Here is a 17,010-nt window from a genome sequence, read left to right as displayed (position 1 = left end):
ATTAATGATGATAAATATCGTTGTACATCACTCCTGCCCTAATTTCTACAGAGAGTTTGTTTTCCTCAGGGACAATCGGGCAATTGTAATCGTAGGCATTATAAGCGCAGAAAGGTTGATATGACTGATTAAAATCCAGGACAATTGTATTTCCTTTCGGTATTGTTAAATCCATATATTTTCCGCCGCCGTATGTTTCTTTATTATTTGTAGCATCCCGAAAAGGAAGAAAAAGATGGTCTTTATATTTTTCCATTTTCATAAGATCTAAACTTTGGTAAATTGTAAGAGTATATGATTTTCCGTCAAGATCGAACGTTGCCTTCCCAAACTCCTGATAAGGTTTTGTTTTTCCCGAAGAAGTTGGTAAGTCAAAGGGTTCAGGTTTTTCATTCTTTACAAATTTTGCGCTAACACGATATTTCAGATCGATTGGAAAAAACGGATGTTGCTTAAAATTGGTATAATTATCTCCACGCAAAGGTGTTTCTTTTTTGTCGAGATATTCTTTATTTAAATCAGTTTGGAATTTTTTGATTTCTTTAATTTCTTTTGAATTATTTTTTGATGAATCAGTGCTTTTCTTATTCTGAGAAAACATTAATAACGGAAAAACAGCAAAAAGAATGAATATAATCTTCTTCATTTTAGTTTTAATTTAAATCTATTCAGAAATTTTTATCCTGTAAATATCTGATGAATTTCGCTTAATTGACTTCACAAAAAAACCTCCCTCTTCGGGAATTTCTTCTTTAAAATCAAAACTTGTACAATCTTTTGGCAATCCGGAAAAAACCAAAGTGAACCAAAAATCTTTCATAAACGGAACGGGCGTCCAGTTTGGAAAAATACTGATATTTTCTGCGTGTATCAGTTTACTTTTGTGGGAAGAATTCTGGTCGATGAGAACGGTTGTATTCCAAATCCTGATTAGATTTCCCAAAAATGGCGATGCAGGAAAACAACAGTGCACAATCACCTGCTTCTCTTCTTCAATTTTTGTCTGAAGAGACTCCAGCAATTCTTTTGAAATAATTGGTTTTACAATAACTTCTGCCATGATTTATTGATAATAAGTAATGAGTAATTGGAATGAGCAATAACGAACTGCAAAATTACTTATTGCTCATTACTGATTACCTATGTTTTAATGTTTTAATTCTAATTTCTCCTTGCTGTATGCTCTGACTTGCTTTGTCAGTTCCGGATTTTCGGATAGTTTTTGTCCGTATGACGGGATCATTTCTAATAATTTATCTTTCCATTCGCCATGAAGTTTTTCAGGGAAGCATTTTTCCAAAACATTCAGCATTGCATATACCGCCGTTGAAGCTCCGGGAGAAGCACCTAAAAGAGAAGCAATTGTTCCTTTATCATTGACAACAACCTCGGTTCCAAATTCCAGCTTTCCGCCATATCGATCATCTTTTTTGATAATCTGCACGCGTTGTCCGGCAACTTTCAGTTCCCAGTCTTCTTCTTTAGCATCTTTTACAAATTCTCTTAAATGCTGTATTCTCTGGGCTTTGGTCATTGCTACCTGCTGCACCAAATATTTTGTAAGAGGAATATTGTGCCACCAAGCCCCGAATAACGAACGGAGATTTTTAGTATTAACACTTTCCGGTAAATCAAGATAGCTTCCTTCTTTTAAAAATTTAGTAGAAAATCCCGCAAACGGACCAAAAAGCAAAGCTTTTTTACCATCAATAATCCTTAAATCCAAGTGCGGAACAGACATTGGCGGTGCATCAACAGTAGCCTGAGTATAAACTTTTGCCTGATGTTTTTCTACCAATTCCGGATTATGCGTGACGAGCCATTGCCCTGAAACCGGAAAACCACCGTAACCTTCGCTTTCTTTAATATCTGAACTGTCGAGTAGCGGCAATGCATACCCTCCTGCTCCGATGAAAACAAAATCAGCAACAACTTCCTGTTTATGTCTGTTGATACGGTCTTTCACTTTCATTTCCCATTTCCCGTCTTCTCGCGGATCGACATCTTTTACCTCGTGATAAAGAAAAACTTCCACATGAGAATCTTCGAGAAGATGACGCCCCATTTTTCTTGTTAGGCTTCCGAAATTCACATCAGTTCCTAAATCCATTTTGGTAGCTGCCAAAACTTCAGATTGATTTCTTTTGCTCATGACCAGAGGAATCCATTCTCTGAGTTTGTGGTGATCGGTAGAAAATTCCATATCTGAAAATAAGGGTGAACCTTTCATAGCTTCGTGTCTCTTGCGAAGATATTCCGTATCTTTTTCACCAAAAACCAGACTCATATGCGCACAAGAATTGATAAACTCCTGTGGTTTTTCAATATAATTTTTATCAATCAGATAAGACCAGAACTGTTTTGAAACCTCAAACTGTTCAGCAATTTTTTCGGCTTTTGAAATATCGATTGTTCCGTCTTCATTTTCCGGAGTATAGTTAAGCTCACAAAACGCGGAGTGACCCGTTCCTGCATTATTCCAGGCAGCGGTGCTTTCTTTAGCAAACCTTCCGAGCCTTTCGAAAATGGCGATCTCTAAATTAGGATCAAATTCATGAAGTAAAGTGGCTAAAGTGGCACTCATAATTCCGCCTCCGATAAGCACAACATCGTACTTAGGCTTCGGAGTTCTGTTCGTAATTCTATGTGGCATTCTGTGAAATTTACTACGAATTTCGGGAAAAGTTTTTAGATTAAACCCTATAAACGATGATTTTTACCATGATTTATTTTTAGAAAAAATCAATGAAAATTTAATTGTATTCATAAAAAAAACACCAGTATGATGTACTGATGTTTGTATATTTTTAAATTTAAGATTTTAATTCAGCTTTGTCGTCAATTTTTTAAACTGTTTTTCAGCATTTTTGCCTTCATACAGAATTCCGTAGATTGTATCAATAATTGGAAGTTTAAGACCCTTATCCTTTGAAGTTTTATAAATAGAATCTGCAGCATAATATCCTTCAGCAACCATGTTCATTGATTGTATCGCAGATTTCACCGTATATCCTTTTCCGATAAGATTTCCTAAGTTTCTGTTTCTTGAGAATAATGAATAAGCCGTAACAAGTAAATCGCCAAGATAAGCACTTTCGTTAACATCTCTTGGTGCTTCATAAATCGCTTCAAGGAAAATTTCCATTTCACGGATTGCGTTTGAAACAAAAACTGCCGTAAAGTTGTCTCCGTAGCCTAAACCGCTTGCAATTCCGGCTCCGATGGCAAAAATATTCTTAAGAATCGCACTGTATTCATTCCCTAAAATATCTTTACTCGAATGAACTTTTATAAAATCTGAATTGAAAATATCAACCAATTTTTGTGAAGTTTCGTCTTCTACCGTAGCTACCGTAAGATAAGAAAGTCTTTCCATGGCAACCTCTTCTGCGTGACAAGGTCCTGCAATAACCGCCTGATTTCTGAAGCCGATCTGGAATTCTTCTTTCAGATAATGTGCAACCACATCATTCACTTTCGGAATAATTCCTTTGATTGCGGAAACGAAGATTTTATCCTTGTATTCGCAATTCATCTTATCCAAAGTATCTGAAAGATAAATCGATGGTGTCGCCAAAACTACAACATCACAAGCCGAAACGAGTTCATTGACATCGGTTGTAAGCTTTAAATTTTTAAGGTTAAAATTAACCGCCGTAAGATAAGTAGGGTTGTGACCTCTAAGCTCAATCGCTCCTTTTACAAATTCATTTCTTACGCACCAATGCACAGTTTTACAGTTTTCAACAAGCATTTTTACGATTGCTGTTGCAAAACTTCCGCTTCCTACAACGCCAACTGCAACGTCATTTTTTGTTTTTTTCGATGATGCGGAGTCTGAGTTGGTTTTCTTTTTCGCCATAATTGAGATGTGAACTGCAAATATATTAAAACCGTGAAATATCAGAAATTATGCCACAGAATTATATCCTATTTTATAAATTTTAACATTCGCACACAATTAAATATATAAAAATCCGTTTATTACAAGTATTTATAAATTTTTGTTAAGAATAATGACCAAAGTTTATTTTTAACTAAATTTGCACCCTTAAAACCTTTTTAATTCTAAGAGAAAGAAAAATGAAGAAATTTTTAGGAAGCAAAAAGAAAGTAACCGTTCTTATTGGAGGACTTTTATTTATCGTTTTTGCACAAAGTATTTTCATTGCCAAATTGTTTTCGGAGAAAGACGACAAAAATTATGAAGTAAATTTGGTAAAGATCAATACAGAGAAAGACAGCGTTGATTATCTGAAAATGAAGACCGATCTCAGCCTGGTAGATCAAACGGTTTCCCAACTAAACTCTTTTCTGAAATCAAAAGACATTAAGAACGAAAAACTGATGGTTCTTGATAACGACAGTATCTCAAATTCAATTTATCTGGCAAAACAATCAAACAGATATAGCCAATATCTGATGGATCTTCAGCAAAAACTAATGCAGGTTCCTTTGGGAATGCCGACCGAAGGCTATATTTCATCAAATTTCGGAATCAGAAAAAACCCGATCCCTTTTAAAACAGTCTATGCTTCTGTAAAACCTGTTGCAGAATCAGCTTCAAAAGTTGCAACAACAACTCCAAAGCCCGAAGTAAAAGCTGAACCGGTAGAAAAAATCGTAGAATTGACTGACAGCTACGGAAATAAAAGAGAAGTCAAAGTAATGGTTACTATGAAAACTCCAAGTGCGCCAAGTTCTTCTTCGACAAATTCAATGGGAAAAAATACCGTTGCTTCTAAAGTTCCGGCTGAAAAAAACAATGCTCCTGCAGAAGCCGACCAAATGCAGTTTCACAAAGGTTTGGATATCGCTGTTCCTTTCGGATCTGATGTTATGGCTACAGCAGCAGGAAAAGTGATTTTCGCAGGGCAAAAAGGCGGTTACGGAAATTGCATAATTGTATCCCACGGAAATGGTTTGGCAACACTTTACGGGCATCTTTCGCAACTGGTAGCAAAAACAAATGATAAAGTGAAAGTAGGGCAGGTTATTGCTAAATCCGGAAATTCAGGACGTTCTACAGGCCCACATTTGCATTATGAAGTGCATAAAAACAATGCCCCTGTAAATCCTAAATTATTTATGAATTTATAATTTTTATTTATTGTTAGTATAAGTTTCGGCGGCACCTTTGGTACCGCCGAAACTGTTTCTGATTGTCATATTTATTCATCGGGTTTTACCCGATGCTTTAGAAAGTCGCCACTTCGTGGCTCTTTTCTTAAACTCTAAAGCAAAATTTTTAATTAATAAGCTGCAGTGAACCTTTCACGAATGTGATTGTTTTGCTCCAATTCATCTACCAAAACGACTGCAACATCTTCTACAGAAAGCACACTTCTACCCTCTTCATTGAAAACAGGATTCTCAAGAGCGGTTCTGTATTTTCCGGTTCTTATTCCTGCTGTTCCCTGATGCATTTCGATTGCGGGACTGAAGAAAGTCCAGTCTAATGTTTTATTTTCTTTGATTTTATTTAAATAATCTCTTGCTGCCGTTGCTCCCGGTTTTATATCTGCAGGAAAATCCAGCCCATCAACCAACTGATTTCCGTCGATGAACAAACTTCCTGCTCCACCAACGGTAATAAATCTTTTTACCCCCGATTTTTCAACTGCTTTTTCGATATTGATTGATCCGTTCAGGAAGTCATCATAAAGATTAGGATTCGTCCATCCTGCGTTGAACGTATTAATTACGGCATCATTTCCTTTTAAAGCTTCCGCTAAATCTTCAACATTATTTACGTCGATGCTTTTTGCTCTTACTTTTTCAGTTTCGTTTACTTTTGATGCATCTCTTACAATAGCTTCAACCTCATAACCTCTGTTTGAAAGTTCTTTTACGACCTGCGTTCCTACGAAACCTGTTGCTCCGATTACTGCTACTTTTTTGTTCATACTTTTTTATTTATTTTTAAAGGAATTCACGAACCTTTCGGTTTCATTTGATATTATTTTATATTTAAACTAAAATGTAATAAATTTTGTTACAATTATGGTTAAAAAAATTTTATTTGAATTGTTCGCTGAATTCTTTCAACGATTTATTTCCTAAAAACTGTAAAACCAATTGATCTGTCTCCGAAAATAAATTATTAAGATGAGTATTTATTTCTCTTCCAACAGCGCAGACAGGATTCGGATTATTATTTTTCTTCCCTAAAACCTCAGTATTCTTTACGGCTAAGTAAATATCAGAAATGCTTATTAAATCTGCACTTTTGGATAACTGAGATCCTCCTACTTTCCCTTGTCTGCTTACAATTAGGCCCGCTTCTTTTAAAACTCCTATTTCTTTACGAACAATTACCGGATTAATATTAATACTCCCCGCCATCCATTCGGAAGTGAGCCACTCTAGCGGACTTTCTGCCAATAAGGTCATCATATGTATTGCCGTAGCAAACCTTGTATTGTTCATTGTAATTATTCAGCAAAGATACAAATATTTTAAATGTAACAAAATTAATTACAATTAAATTTCATTTAATTATCTTGTTTCAATATCAACAATCTTTTTACCCGCATTTCCTAAGTAATGATTAACAATCGGTTCGTATATTTTATAACCGTTTTCAACATTTGTAAAGATTATAAGCCCTTTCTTTGTTTTTGGCAGAAGAAAAAAAATGGTATTAACTCCTTGATCAGAACCACCGTGACACAAAGCTGTTTCGCCGTTTCCTAGATTGTAAATTTCAAAGCCCAGACCGAAAGATTTATTTTTTTTAGTTTCTACTTGCCCGGTTTTCATTTGTTCAAAAATACTTGAAGTCAATAGGTCATTGTTCATCACAGCTGTCAAAAACTTCCCGTAATCTTCTACTGTTGTGATTAAATCATCGGCTGCATTTGAAGTTTTATTTTTTACAATATCATAAGGCTTTCCGTTTTTGTCATAACCGACAATCATTCTTTCGGAAAACTTTTTTTCATTCCAAATGTAACTTGTATCTTTCATTTCTAAAGGCTGAAAAATAATTTCTTTTGCCAGTTCTTCAATACTTTTGTGAAGTTTGTTTTCAACAGCTTTTCTTAAATATTCGAATCCCTCACCGGAATATTGGTATTTTGTTCCGGGTTCAAAATCGAAATAAAGTTTGTTATCTTTATTCATCGATCTCCAATTTGGAAAACCTGTCTGATGACTCAAAATCGATCTCGTCGTTAACTTTTTATGTCTCGGATCTTTTACAATATCAGGATCAACAAAATATTTATCAAGAGGCTCATCAAGATTCCATTTGCCCAGACTTACCAATCGCAAAATTGTTATTGCAGTCACTGGTTTTGTTAATGAAGCGACATTAAAAAGACTATTGTAAGAGGCTGAAGTTTTATCGTTTAATTTTCCATAAACTTTAATTTCCGTCAGTTTTCCATCTTCGATAATTCCTAAACCTAAAGTTTGGATACGATTGTCTTTCAGTAATTGCTCGAAATTATCCGTAAACTGTTTTTTACCCGGTTCACCATGATCATAACTGAGAATATCACTCATGACCCAATCGCTATTTTGTTTCGTCCAAACCGTTGTAAATTTTGCCTGACCTCCCAAAACATCCTCTTTATTTTTTTCACGGATAAAAAACTGATGCTCTCCTGTCTGAATTGCACCATACAATTCTCCATTATTGTACAAGGGGAAAACTTCCAAACTGCTCTCAATAACTTTTCGGATAGGTTTTTGAACAGGATTTGAGCAGATATTTTGTCTTGTTCTTTCAAGAAATAATTTTTTATCCTGAAAACCACCGTTATCGTGATAAAATTTAAGCTGATCATCAACATGCTTTTCCAGATAAGCTATATCGCAATTATTAAATCCTCGCTCGAAAAACAGGCTGTCCTGGTTTTTTAATTCAATAAATAGAGGTGAGTTTTTATCGATCTGCGCATTTAGATTAATGATGAAAAAGGATACGATCAATAAAAAAAATCTGAACTGCTTTATCATTTTAAAATTTTTGGCAAAGATTCAGAATTAATTAATTTTAAGTAAGAAAATGAACCCGACAATTACCCGACAATCGCAATTCAAATTTATAATAAATTGAAATTCAGCTTAAAATAAAGACATTTCTTATTATCTATTTCGTAAGCATTTCTCAGGATAATAAATACATTGATGAGCGCTAAAACAATCATTGTGACAAGAACTGAAGTTTTACCTAGTTTTAAAAAAGCAACAATCATAAAAATAATCGGACAGATTACCGCCAGAAATATCTGAAGAGAAATAATTTGTTTTACGATCGGGTTTCTTTCTTTTGTAAATAACATGATAAGGATTGGAGGCAAAAAATTAGCAATCGGAAGCCACGAAAAAGGAAGCGAAGAGATATTGATAATTTTAGTAAGTGTAAAGTTGGAAACTTCTTTATTTTCTATGGAAACTATTTCTTCTTCAATGACATCTTCTTCAATTATAATTTCCGGAATCAATAAATCTTTCTCAGAAATACCAAGCGTTGCGGCTAAAGTTTTCAGTGTATAACCTTTCGGCTCTGTTCCAGCTTCAATTCTTTGAATCGTTCTTACAGAAATTCCAGATTTTTCAGCTAATTCTTCCTGAGTCAGATTTTGTTGTTCTCTGATTTTTTTTAATTCCGACATTCTTTAAAATAGATTAAAGCAAAATTACAGATTCAAATCTCTATTAATCAATATGCTTAAAAATTTAATAGTTTAAAATTTTCAAACGAAAATTTGAAGTTTAGAAAATGATCTTCAAAATTATAAAATCAATTTATCTAAATCTAAAAGCAGGTAATTAATAATCTGATTAATGGTACGAGTTGCCGACTGCATTTGATTGAGCATTGCAGCCCGATTATGAAGGTCATCTGCTCTGTAGAGACCTCCATCTTTGAAAATTACCGATTGATCTGCCGCATTTTTATCATCGTCAAACTGGTAATGCAGCCATCTTTCTTTCATACTCGAAATAATGGAATGTTTTTCTTTATTCGAAAACCTTTTCTCGCTGTACATATACCAAATAAAAGGTGGGAAATTGGGAGATTCAAGTTTTTCATGCCAAATGTCTCTCAACAAATTTCTCTGATGAATAAATTCTACTTTTTTACCTTTAGGATTTAAAGTTGCCAGACCAAAACCAGCTCCCAAAGCACCACCGGAAATATCAATTGCACTGCTCCAAGCATCATCTTTCACAATTCCGCCTGCAATTGACGCAACAGCTCCGGCTGCGATAGAGTATAAAATAAGCTTATTATTTCTGGAATCATTCAGATTATCTACATAATTTCCGATTTGTGCAACACGTTCTCCTTCACAATCAAATTCGGCTGCAACTGCATCCAATTCTGTCAGAGCAATGGTAATTTTGCTGTTTATTTTCATTTTCAATTGCAGAACTTTAACCTGAGAAGTTAATGAAGAATCTTTTTTAAGCTTCATGATTTCATTCACTTCATCCAAATTATCCAAAGCATTTAAAACCAAAATACTCTGATCAGAAAAAATAGTTTTTAGTTGTTGATTAGCCGAAATAATAGAATCTGAATTGTATGAAGGCAATTTTTCTTCATAATTATACTTGAAAGGTGCTTTACAATAGCTGTCTCTCAACGTCAAAATATTTTGTTTGATGGTCTGATTTTTCTTTGAAACACACGAAGTCATCAGAATAAAAGCAGCAAATAAACAGTATATTTTTTTCATTTCAGTCGAGTTTCATCATATTACTAAGATAGCACAAATAAAAAAAATCACCTGAAATCAGGTGATTTTTTAATTTATTTTTAAGCTAAATTATTTGATCTCTAATAATTCCACCTGAAAAACCAGTGTAGAATTCGGCCCGATTTCTTTGCTGATCTGCTGATCTCCGTACGCCAAATGCGGTGGAATTATCAGTTTCCATTTGCTTCCAACGGGCATTAATTGCAATGCTTCCGTCCACCCTTTAATAACTCTGTTCAAAGGAAATGAAGCCGGAGTTCCTCGCTTTACAGAACTGTCGAAAACTTTTCCGGTAATTGTAGTTCCGTGATAATGGCATTTTACTGTTGATTTCGGACCTGGTTTTGCTCCTTCTCCTTCTGTGATGATTTCGTATTGTAATCCACTCGGCAACTGTACAACGGTTTCTCTTTTCCCATATTCAGCCATATATTCCTGACCGTCTTTCAGGTTTTTTTCTGCCAATTCTTTTTTACGTTTAAATAACATATCTGCTACTCCCATAATTTTTTTTACAAAGATAGGGTTTATGGCTGGAAGCAGGATGATGGAAGTCAGAAGTAATTTTGAGTCTTCCCAATGCCTCTGTTTAAAATACATAGAACATTAAAAAATGTTTAATATTCTCGTAACGTAGAATTAAAAACTTGGCGTTATCATTGAGTTTTTAAAATATATGCCAAATCCGCTACGATATAATAAGAACTTTGAAAAACTCAGCTATGAAGAAAAACAACTCCTTGAAGAAGCCAAAAAGAGCATTGCCGATTTTGTAGAACACTCATCTTTAATCAGTGATGTCAATTATGCAACCAGAAATGCTCATGCAAAAACCTATGCTGTCTTAAAAGGTGAATTTATAATCAGCAAAGATATTCCACAAGATTTGAAACATGTGTTCGACAGCGAGAAGTACGAAATTATTGCACGATTGTCTAATGCTCATTTAAAAATTAAAAAAAGTGGAAAAGATATTCCTGCTTATGGTTTTTCGATCAAGATAAAAGATGAATCGGGAAGAACGATTTCCAATTACCCATTGGTAAATTTTCCTTTGTTTCCTATCGATTCTGTTTCGGTATTTTTAAAGCTTTTCACTTCTGTCAATCGGTTTTTTCTGAAAAAATGGAGCAATTGGTTTTCTATTTTAAAACAGATTTATAAGATCATTCCGTCAACCTTGAATCCTTCATTTCTGAAAAATGTCTGGAAGTTTGTTTTAAACAAGAACAACTTTATACTTTCATTTGATTATCATTCAGTTGGAGCTTATCGTTTTGATGATAAAATGATTAAGATTAAAGTATGCCCAAAAAATGTTCAGAAAAACTTCGGAAAAAGATCAAAAGTAAAGCAGTCGGTCGAAAACTATTGCATTTCTAATGATTATCTGGCAGATGTTTTCATTCAGTTTTGCTATGATTTAAAAGATCAGCCGATCAACAAACTCAATGTAGAATGGAAAAACTCGCCATCCATTAAAATAGGAGAAATTAAAATCGAAAAAAACTCATTGCTCAACCCAAAAGGATGTGAGAATGAACTTTTATCATTCAATCCGTATGAAAGTGCGGAAATTTTTCAGCCGGTCGGGAAAATACAGAAACTGAGAGATGAAGCGTATAAAGTTTCTTTGCAAACGAGGAAGAAGATTAATAAGCTGTTGAAGTATAAATAATGGTTGGTGGTTATTAGTTGCTGGAATTTTTAATGGTGAATTTTTGCCTCGCAAGTGAATGGTGAATTTCACAATAACCAAATAAAAAAGGCTTTACGATGTGTAAAGCCTTTCAGTTTATTAATTTTCTTCTAATTTTTCTTTTTCTTCATCATCTTTCTTGTCAGGGAACATGATTGAAATAAGCACCGAAAGCACCAACACTCCGCCCACAATTCCTAATGAAACCGGAGATGTGATATGATACCATGGAGCAATAAGCATCTTAACCCCGATAAACGCCAAAATAATAGCCAGGCCATATGGAAGCTTGCTAAACATGTGAATGAAGTTGGCCAACAAGAAATACAATGATCTTAATCCTAAAATTGCAAAAATATTTGATGTATAAAGGATGAATGGGTCATTGGATATCGCAAAAATCGCAGGAATAGAATCTACAGCAAAAAGTACATCGGTAAATTCGATTACTGCTACAACGACCAAAAGTGGTGTTGCCATTTTGATTCCGTTTTGAACAGTAAAAAACTTGTCACCATCATAATTATCTGAAACTTTCCAGAAACTTTTGATCAGTTTTGCACCTGCTGTATCGCTGTAATCTTCATCGTCATCGTCTCCGCCGTCACCCCAAGATTTGATTCCTGCATAAATAAGAAACAACCCAAAAAGTGTCATTACAACATTGATTCTTACTGCATGACCAAAAACATTCATCTCCGGCAAATACGTCAAATCAATTAATTCAACTCCAGCAAAAATAAAGATTGCTCTGAAAATAAGTGCCCCTATAATTCCCCAGAATAAAACTTTGTGATGTAAGAATTTAGGCACTTTAAAGAACCCGAAAACGAGGATAAATACGAAGAGATTATCTACCGATAGTGCTTTCTCAATCCAATATGCCGCTTGATACTGCGTGAATTTTTCCACAGCCAAAGCGTGACTTTGGGGAGATCCATCGGTGTTGAAAACCCAGTAAACCACTCCGGAAAAAACCATTGACAGCGAGATCCAGACAATTGACCAAATGGTTGCCTCTTTGGAAGAAACCTCATGACTTTTCTTGTTGAAAACTCCTAAATCGAGAAGTAACATGATAACAACCGTTATCGCAAATCCCCAGACCAACCCGGGATGCAGTTCTAAAATACTTTGATGTTGTTCCACTTTTAATTTTGTTTATTATATGATAAAAGCAATAGCTATGAAATATACAGCTATTGCTCATTATGATTTGTCTAAAATAATATAATTTCAGATAAATTTTTAATATTCTTACAAATATTTTTGCTGAACAGTCTGAACCGTCTGTTCTAATTTTTTATCTGAAGTAGCATCTCCGATTGCGTTGAATTTCCATTCACCGTTTCTCTTATAAAATACTCCCATCACCATTGAAACGTGACCGCTGAAAGATTTATCGTTTGCAATATCATATTTAGCAAAAACTTCTCTTACATTTGTTGGAGTTCCTTCATAAATTCTGATCGATGCAAAAGGAATCGTTCCGAAATCCTGACCTCTGTAGCTGTGCAAAACCATTGCAACGTGCTCCACTGCAGGATCTAAGTTTGAAAAATCTACTGTGATTACTTCATTATCCAATCCGTCATCACCGTTTACATCACCTGTTAAATCATCACCACTGTGTTTTACAGATCCGTTTCTAGATTTTAAATTCCCGAAATAGATTACTTCTGTTGCATTCTTGTTTGAATCATACAAAATGCAGCTTCCATCTAAGTCTACTGCTTCTTTTGAAGTTCCACCGAAGAAACTTTTCTTTTCGATTGCACCCCAGTTTATTCCTACACAAGCTTGGGAAAGTGTCGTTCCGTTTTCTTTGGTAAGGTTTATTCTTTGTCCTTTTTGTAAGTTAATAGCCATTATTATATTTTGTTTTATTTGTTTTTGAATCTTTACTTAAATGTTAAATTTAAACGCAAAGTCCGCAAAAATTTTTTAAAATTTGTTCTGCATATTTTCCGTTCGCAAAGGCGTTCTACTCAGCAAAGGAAATTGCATATTTAAATTTTTTGTTTTTTGTTTTAATTTAAAGGAATGATTGTAAAATTCACATCTCACAATTGACCATTCACTTTTTAATTATTTATATTCAAATTGAGCATTGCCCGAAGAATATTCGTTTCTTCGTTTACATCAAATATTTTGCTCATAATATCAATGCTTTCGAGATTTCTGAGATAATCTTTCAGTACCAATTCAACGTCTTCAGAGAGTGATTTTTTCTTAAACTCCATAGTTTCTTCCAAATCTTCGTTCTTTCTTTTCAGCTGATTGATAATTGAAATCTGATTGGATTCATTTTCATTGGTATTTAATGATTCTAAATCCTCATCATCAATTAAGTACATCTTTTTTTCTTCTACATTGAAAACGAAATGCTCATCAGACTGAAAGATTTTAAATAACTCATACTCATCTCTTTCCACACGATAACCGCATACAAAACGAACTTTAAAATTCTGAATATTGAGTTTACCCAACAGTTTTCTTTCAATACAGTAATCCTGATATTGGTAAAACGGAACAGAATTAGGCTTCAGTTTCTCTTCATCAAACTCTGTTCTGTAAAATTCTGCAGCATATTTCTTATGAAAATACAACACATCATTCCAGTTCAGCATGGCTCTGTCTTCTGTAAGATCTTTGTAAAGATTTTTCAGATGTTCAGAAAAAATTCCGCTGTAGATTTTTCTGTCGGTTTCAAAACTGTCGTTCTTTTTTTCTTCGAAAGCCTCAATATATCGGTTATTGATATTAATCTCGTTGATAACAGCCAGCGAATCGTTTTCCTTTTTCTTTTTTATCTTGGTTAACAATTCTATCAGACTGTCGGTGTATTGCAGATGAAAAAGTTCAAGTTTGTTGTAATCTAATGTCTGATTTTCATTAAATAAATTATGAATGATATCCGTTTTGATGTAAATCGCAATAATATCAACATTTTCAAAGAAATTAGCCAGAAGTTTAAGCCTTGTTAATCTTCTTTTGCTTTGAGACATTATGATTGTAACCTCCTCATTCACCTTTTTATCCTCTTATTAACCTCTGATGTTTGCTTTTAATTCGTGTTCCAGAGTCTGAAGATCCTGATCCAGTTTTCTTCTGCTTTCTGTACCCTGTTTCTGAATCTGTTTTACTTCATTCAATGTATTAATCAGCATAGCCGTTGTTTCTTTCAACGTTTCAGCTGAAACAATAGTCTGTTCGTTTGCTCTCGCTACATTTCTTGAATTCTGACCAAGACGCTCCGCGTTTTTTCTTAGAATATCTTCAGTTGTTTGCGAAACTTTCTGTTGAATTTCTATATTCTGCTGTTGTCTGTGCATCGCAACTGCCAAAGAAAGCTGATTTTTCCAAACCGGCAGAGTCGTTGTTAAAATGGTTTGCGCTTTTTCAGCAATCGAAACGTTGTTATTCTGTACCAATCTGATTTGCGGAAGAGACTGCATCATAATCAAACGTACAACCTTCAAATCTGCCAATCTTCTGTCTAATCTGTTGATAAAATCTCTTTTGTCAGCAATCTGATAATCGGCAAAATTCTGAACATTCGCTTCCATTTGAGCCAATTCCAAAGCAGCTTTTTCCATTCTTAAATTTCCAGCAATTACCAGATCTTCAATGGCTTTAATTGAATTCACATTGCTGTCGAAAATTGTCTGTAAAACCGCATTATCTTTCGTTGAAGTAATAATTCCGGCGTTTACTTTATGCGAAATCTGGTCGATATTGCTTGTAATTTTATCATATTTAGCAAAAAGATTATCAACTTGAGTCAGCATTTTTTTCATAAATGGAATTTTACTTAAAAAACCTTTTACTCCGCCGTTGTTAATTTCATCTACGTCAACGTAATTTAATTCAATCAACAAGTTATTAATTAATTCTCCTACTTCTCCAGAATTCGAACGTCTTACATTTCCTAAAAAGCTATCACTTTGGTTGGCAAGCGTTTTTTGTAATTCTGACCCGAAATTTACAATAGATCCCGGATTTGTTTCGTCAATAGAATTGGCAACAAGTTCGTACTTTGCACGATCCTGTTCCTGCATCTGATTTAAGTTTACATTTCCATCACGGTCGATCAAAACTGCGGGAGCTGCAGGATCAGGCTGTAGCGACTGATTTGTTGAAGGCGTTGGATCAAAACTTTTTAAAGGCTCAATTGATCCTAACGGATCGTTTGGGTTATTCTGCTGATTATCCATAACATTAATTATTGATACATTGATACAAATTTCTCAAGACCTTCTCTTTGCCCGCTTCCTACAGCTTCAAATTTCCATTCTCCGTTTCTGTTGTAGACTCTTCCGAATTCTACGGCAGTTTCGATAGAGAAATCTTCATCCAATTCATATTTCAAAATTTCTTCGTTGGTATCTGTATTAAAAATTCGGATGAAAGAATTTCTTACCTGTCCGAAATTCTGTCTTCTCGTATCTGCATCGTGAATCGTTACTACCACAGAAATTTCTTTTACAGCTGCATCGATTTTAGTTAAATCAATTTTTATTTGCTCATCATCACCGTCACCGTCACCTGTAAGGTTATCACCAGAGTGAATCACGGCTTTATCCGGAGATTCTAAATTATTGTAAAAAATAAAGTGATTGTCTGAAACCAGTCTTTTGTTGTCACCCAATAAAAAAAGTGATGCATCAAGGTCGAAAGCCCCACCTGTAGAAGTATTGTTGACGTCCCATCCTAAACCAATCGTAAATTTTGGTGCGTTTATATTTTCTCTTTGTCCTTTCTGTAAGTTAATTGCCATAATAGATTTCTGTTTGTGTTAAAGTGTTTATGTTATTTTCGTATTCTTTTATTAAATGATAATTGTTGCTTATTGCAAGCTCTATCAGATCATCAGCATGTTGTTTTTTTACATTTGAGGTAAGATACTCAAAATTTTCGGAATTTAAGCCTAAAATATACTTTACAATTCTCGTATTGAACTGAAAACTTTCTTTAGACATCACATCCACCACATCCTGAACATTTTTCACCGTATAATAATTGAAGAAATTTTCAATTTTCGGGTCAATTTCCAGATTAATCAGTTCGGCATAATACATGAAAAGAAAATCAGCATTCACCGAGTATTGATTAAGGATTTTATTCACCGTATATTCATGACTTCCCGTGATTTTAATATCATCGATAAAAATGCAGAGTTTACCTCTTAAAAAATCTTTATCCAGATAATAAGTATCATTAGCAATCAAACTCTTACGATCTTCAAAACTTAAAGTTCCGTAATCTGTCGTGTACGTATGATTTCTGTTGATTTTTGAAATAATGCTCGACTTTTTTCCTTTCTGAAAAAGATAGAAATCGAGGTGTTTTTTGAAATAAAAACACAGGAAATTGGAAGCGGTCGGGATAGCCATGTACGGACTTGGCAACACCACAATTTCTTTGTCTGTCTCTAAAATTTCAGGATGATGCGCAATGAAACCATCAAAAAGTTCTTTTGCAAACTTTTCCGCATAAAACTTATCGCCATATTTGAAATAGCTGTATTCTGCAGGCGAGAAAGTAAACTGATCTGCAGAATCTATTTTATGTAAACTATAACGTTTGTTCATA

The 17,010-nt window shown here is 34.3% G+C and carries 18 protein-coding genes; 2 read left to right on the top strand and 16 right to left on the bottom strand.

From position 1 onward, the window contains the following. Position 1: 1 nt before the first annotated feature. The 4 genes from BM371_RS10270 to BM371_RS10255 form a co-directional block, all read right to left on the bottom strand. On the bottom strand, positions 2 to 646 hold the full coding sequence (locus tag BM371_RS10270; RefSeq protein WP_034673986.1) for a DUF1684 domain-containing protein: 645 nt from the start codon (positions 644 to 646) through the stop codon (positions 2 to 4). Between the two features lie 18 nt (positions 647 to 664). After that, entirely contained in the window at positions 665 to 1,060 is a 396-nt protein-coding gene (locus BM371_RS10265; RefSeq protein ID WP_034673983.1) for a hypothetical protein, read from the bottom strand. Positions 1,061 to 1,147: 87 nt separating this feature from the next. After that, a complete protein-coding gene (gene mqo, locus BM371_RS10260; protein WP_051882607.1) occupies positions 1,148 to 2,653 on the bottom strand; it encodes a malate dehydrogenase (quinone) in 1,506 nt (501 codons plus the stop codon). Positions 2,654 to 2,821: 168 nt separating this feature from the next. Then, positions 2,822 to 3,862: an NAD(P)H-dependent glycerol-3-phosphate dehydrogenase gene (locus tag BM371_RS10255; protein WP_034673980.1), complete on the bottom strand. Its 1,041-nt coding sequence runs from the start codon at positions 3,860 to 3,862 to the stop codon at positions 2,822 to 2,824. A gap of 221 nt (positions 3,863 to 4,083) precedes the next feature. On the opposite strand from BM371_RS10255, the gene BM371_RS10250 reads away from it, so the two are divergent. Next, positions 4,084 to 5,100, top strand: a complete 1,017-nt coding sequence (locus BM371_RS10250; RefSeq protein WP_051882606.1) for a M23 family metallopeptidase — start codon at positions 4,084 to 4,086, stop codon at positions 5,098 to 5,100. A 152-nt stretch (positions 5,101 to 5,252) separates the two neighbouring features. Here the strand turns inward: BM371_RS10250 and BM371_RS10245 are convergent, their stop codons facing one another. The 6 genes from BM371_RS10245 to BM371_RS10220 all read right to left on the bottom strand — a co-directional run bounded on the left by BM371_RS10245 (position 5,253) and on the right by BM371_RS10220 (position 10,316). Beyond that, positions 5,253 to 5,906, bottom strand: a complete 654-nt coding sequence (locus tag BM371_RS10245; protein WP_034673978.1) for an NAD(P)-dependent oxidoreductase — start codon at positions 5,904 to 5,906, stop codon at positions 5,253 to 5,255. Between the two features lie 112 nt (positions 5,907 to 6,018). Next, entirely contained in the window at positions 6,019 to 6,429 is a 411-nt protein-coding gene (locus BM371_RS10240) for an Rrf2 family transcriptional regulator (RefSeq protein ID WP_034673976.1), read from the bottom strand. A gap of 69 nt (positions 6,430 to 6,498) precedes the next feature. Continuing rightward, positions 6,499 to 7,965 carry a serine hydrolase gene (locus tag BM371_RS10235; RefSeq protein ID WP_051882604.1) on the bottom strand — a complete coding sequence of 489 codons (1,467 nt, stop codon included), beginning with the start codon at positions 7,963 to 7,965 and terminating at the stop codon, positions 6,499 to 6,501. Between the two features lie 86 nt (positions 7,966 to 8,051). Beyond that, positions 8,052 to 8,624 carry a helix-turn-helix domain-containing protein gene (locus BM371_RS10230; protein WP_034673974.1) on the bottom strand — a complete coding sequence of 191 codons (573 nt, stop codon included), beginning with the start codon at positions 8,622 to 8,624 and terminating at the stop codon, positions 8,052 to 8,054. A 120-nt stretch (positions 8,625 to 8,744) separates the two neighbouring features. Beyond that, a complete protein-coding gene (locus BM371_RS10225; RefSeq protein ID WP_034673972.1) occupies positions 8,745 to 9,695 on the bottom strand; it encodes a hypothetical protein in 951 nt (316 codons plus the stop codon). Between the two features lie 90 nt (positions 9,696 to 9,785). Then, entirely contained in the window at positions 9,786 to 10,316 is a 531-nt protein-coding gene (locus BM371_RS10220) for an FKBP-type peptidyl-prolyl cis-trans isomerase (RefSeq protein WP_228376707.1), read from the bottom strand. A gap of 76 nt (positions 10,317 to 10,392) precedes the next feature. Here BM371_RS10220 and BM371_RS10215 point away from each other — a divergent pair, with 76 nt between their 5' ends. Further along, a complete protein-coding gene (locus BM371_RS10215; protein ID WP_034673970.1) occupies positions 10,393 to 11,394 on the top strand; it encodes a catalase family protein in 1,002 nt (333 codons plus the stop codon). Positions 11,395 to 11,514: 120 nt separating this feature from the next. Here the strand turns inward: BM371_RS10215 and BM371_RS10210 are convergent, their stop codons facing one another. The 6 genes from BM371_RS10210 to BM371_RS10185 form a co-directional block, all read right to left on the bottom strand. Then, positions 11,515 to 12,564, bottom strand: coding sequence for a TerC/Alx family metal homeostasis membrane protein (locus BM371_RS10210; protein WP_034673969.1), 1,050 nt, complete (start codon positions 12,562 to 12,564; stop codon positions 11,515 to 11,517). 108 nt (positions 12,565 to 12,672) lie between these two features. Then, positions 12,673 to 13,284, bottom strand: a complete 612-nt coding sequence (locus BM371_RS10205; protein ID WP_034673966.1) for a TerD family protein — start codon at positions 13,282 to 13,284, stop codon at positions 12,673 to 12,675. 215 nt (positions 13,285 to 13,499) lie between these two features. Beyond that, on the bottom strand, positions 13,500 to 14,423 hold the full coding sequence (locus BM371_RS10200) for a hypothetical protein (protein ID WP_034673965.1): 924 nt from the start codon (positions 14,421 to 14,423) through the stop codon (positions 13,500 to 13,502). Positions 14,424 to 14,462: 39 nt separating this feature from the next. Beyond that, the gene (locus BM371_RS10195) at positions 14,463 to 15,632 is read right to left on the bottom strand and encodes a toxic anion resistance protein (RefSeq protein WP_081874526.1); all 1,170 of its coding nucleotides are present in this window, start codon (positions 15,630 to 15,632) and stop codon (positions 14,463 to 14,465) included. 8 nt (positions 15,633 to 15,640) lie between these two features. Further along, positions 15,641 to 16,195 (bottom strand): TerD family protein, encoded by a 555-nt coding sequence (locus BM371_RS10190; RefSeq protein WP_034673963.1) that lies wholly within the window; start codon positions 16,193 to 16,195, stop codon positions 15,641 to 15,643. After that, positions 16,185 to 17,009 (bottom strand): phosphoribosyltransferase family protein, encoded by an 825-nt coding sequence (locus BM371_RS10185; RefSeq protein ID WP_034673961.1) that lies wholly within the window; start codon positions 17,007 to 17,009, stop codon positions 16,185 to 16,187. Before BM371_RS10185 ends, BM371_RS10190 begins: the two co-directional genes overlap by 11 nt. Position 17,010: the final 1 nt, after the last annotated feature.

The sequence above is a fragment of the Chryseobacterium formosense genome (genome assembly GCF_900116415.1).
Taxonomy (GTDB): Bacteria; Bacteroidota; Bacteroidia; order Flavobacteriales; family Weeksellaceae; genus Chryseobacterium; species Chryseobacterium formosense.
Note: the sequence above shows the minus strand (reverse complement) of the source record. Positions and strands in the feature narration are given on the sequence as shown.

Bases quoted from the DNA above. Each gene is read 5' to 3' on its own strand.
- BM371_RS10185 (WP_034673961.1), bottom strand. From the start codon at position 17,009: ATGAACAAACGTTATAGTTTACATAAAATAGATTCTGCAGATCAGTTT.
- BM371_RS10190 (WP_034673963.1), bottom strand. From the start codon at position 16,195: ATGGCAATTAACTTACAGAAAGGACAAAGAGAAAATATAAACGCACCA.
- BM371_RS10230 (WP_034673974.1), bottom strand. From the start codon at position 8,624: ATGTCGGAATTAAAAAAAATCAGAGAACAACAAAATCTGACTCAGGAA.
- BM371_RS10270 (WP_034673986.1), bottom strand. From the start codon at position 646: ATGAAGAAGATTATATTCATTCTTTTTGCTGTTTTTCCGTTATTAATG.
- BM371_RS10225 (WP_034673972.1), bottom strand. From the start codon at position 9,695: ATGAAAAAAATATACTGTTTATTTGCTGCTTTTATTCTGATGACTTCG.
- BM371_RS10220 (WP_228376707.1), bottom strand. From the start codon at position 10,316: ATGTATTTTAAACAGAGGCATTGGGAAGACTCAAAATTACTTCTGACT.
- BM371_RS10265 (WP_034673983.1), bottom strand. From the start codon at position 1,060: ATGGCAGAAGTTATTGTAAAACCAATTATTTCAAAAGAATTGCTGGAG.
- mqo (WP_051882607.1), bottom strand. From the start codon at position 2,653: ATGCCACATAGAATTACGAACAGAACTCCGAAGCCTAAGTACGATGTT.
- BM371_RS10200 (WP_034673965.1), bottom strand. From the start codon at position 14,423: ATGTCTCAAAGCAAAAGAAGATTAACAAGGCTTAAACTTCTGGCTAAT.
- BM371_RS10215 (WP_034673970.1), top strand. From the start codon at position 10,393: ATGCCAAATCCGCTACGATATAATAAGAACTTTGAAAAACTCAGCTAT.
- BM371_RS10205 (WP_034673966.1), bottom strand. From the start codon at position 13,284: ATGGCTATTAACTTACAAAAAGGACAAAGAATAAACCTTACCAAAGAA.
- BM371_RS10240 (WP_034673976.1), bottom strand. From the start codon at position 6,429: ATGAACAATACAAGGTTTGCTACGGCAATACATATGATGACCTTATTG.
- BM371_RS10195 (WP_081874526.1), bottom strand. From the start codon at position 15,632: ATGGATAATCAGCAGAATAACCCAAACGATCCGTTAGGATCAATTGAG.
- BM371_RS10245 (WP_034673978.1), bottom strand. From the start codon at position 5,906: ATGAACAAAAAAGTAGCAGTAATCGGAGCAACAGGTTTCGTAGGAACG.
- BM371_RS10255 (WP_034673980.1), bottom strand. From the start codon at position 3,862: ATGGCGAAAAAGAAAACCAACTCAGACTCCGCATCATCGAAAAAAACA.
- BM371_RS10235 (WP_051882604.1), bottom strand. From the start codon at position 7,965: ATGATAAAGCAGTTCAGATTTTTTTTATTGATCGTATCCTTTTTCATC.
- BM371_RS10250 (WP_051882606.1), top strand. From the start codon at position 4,084: ATGAAGAAATTTTTAGGAAGCAAAAAGAAAGTAACCGTTCTTATTGGA.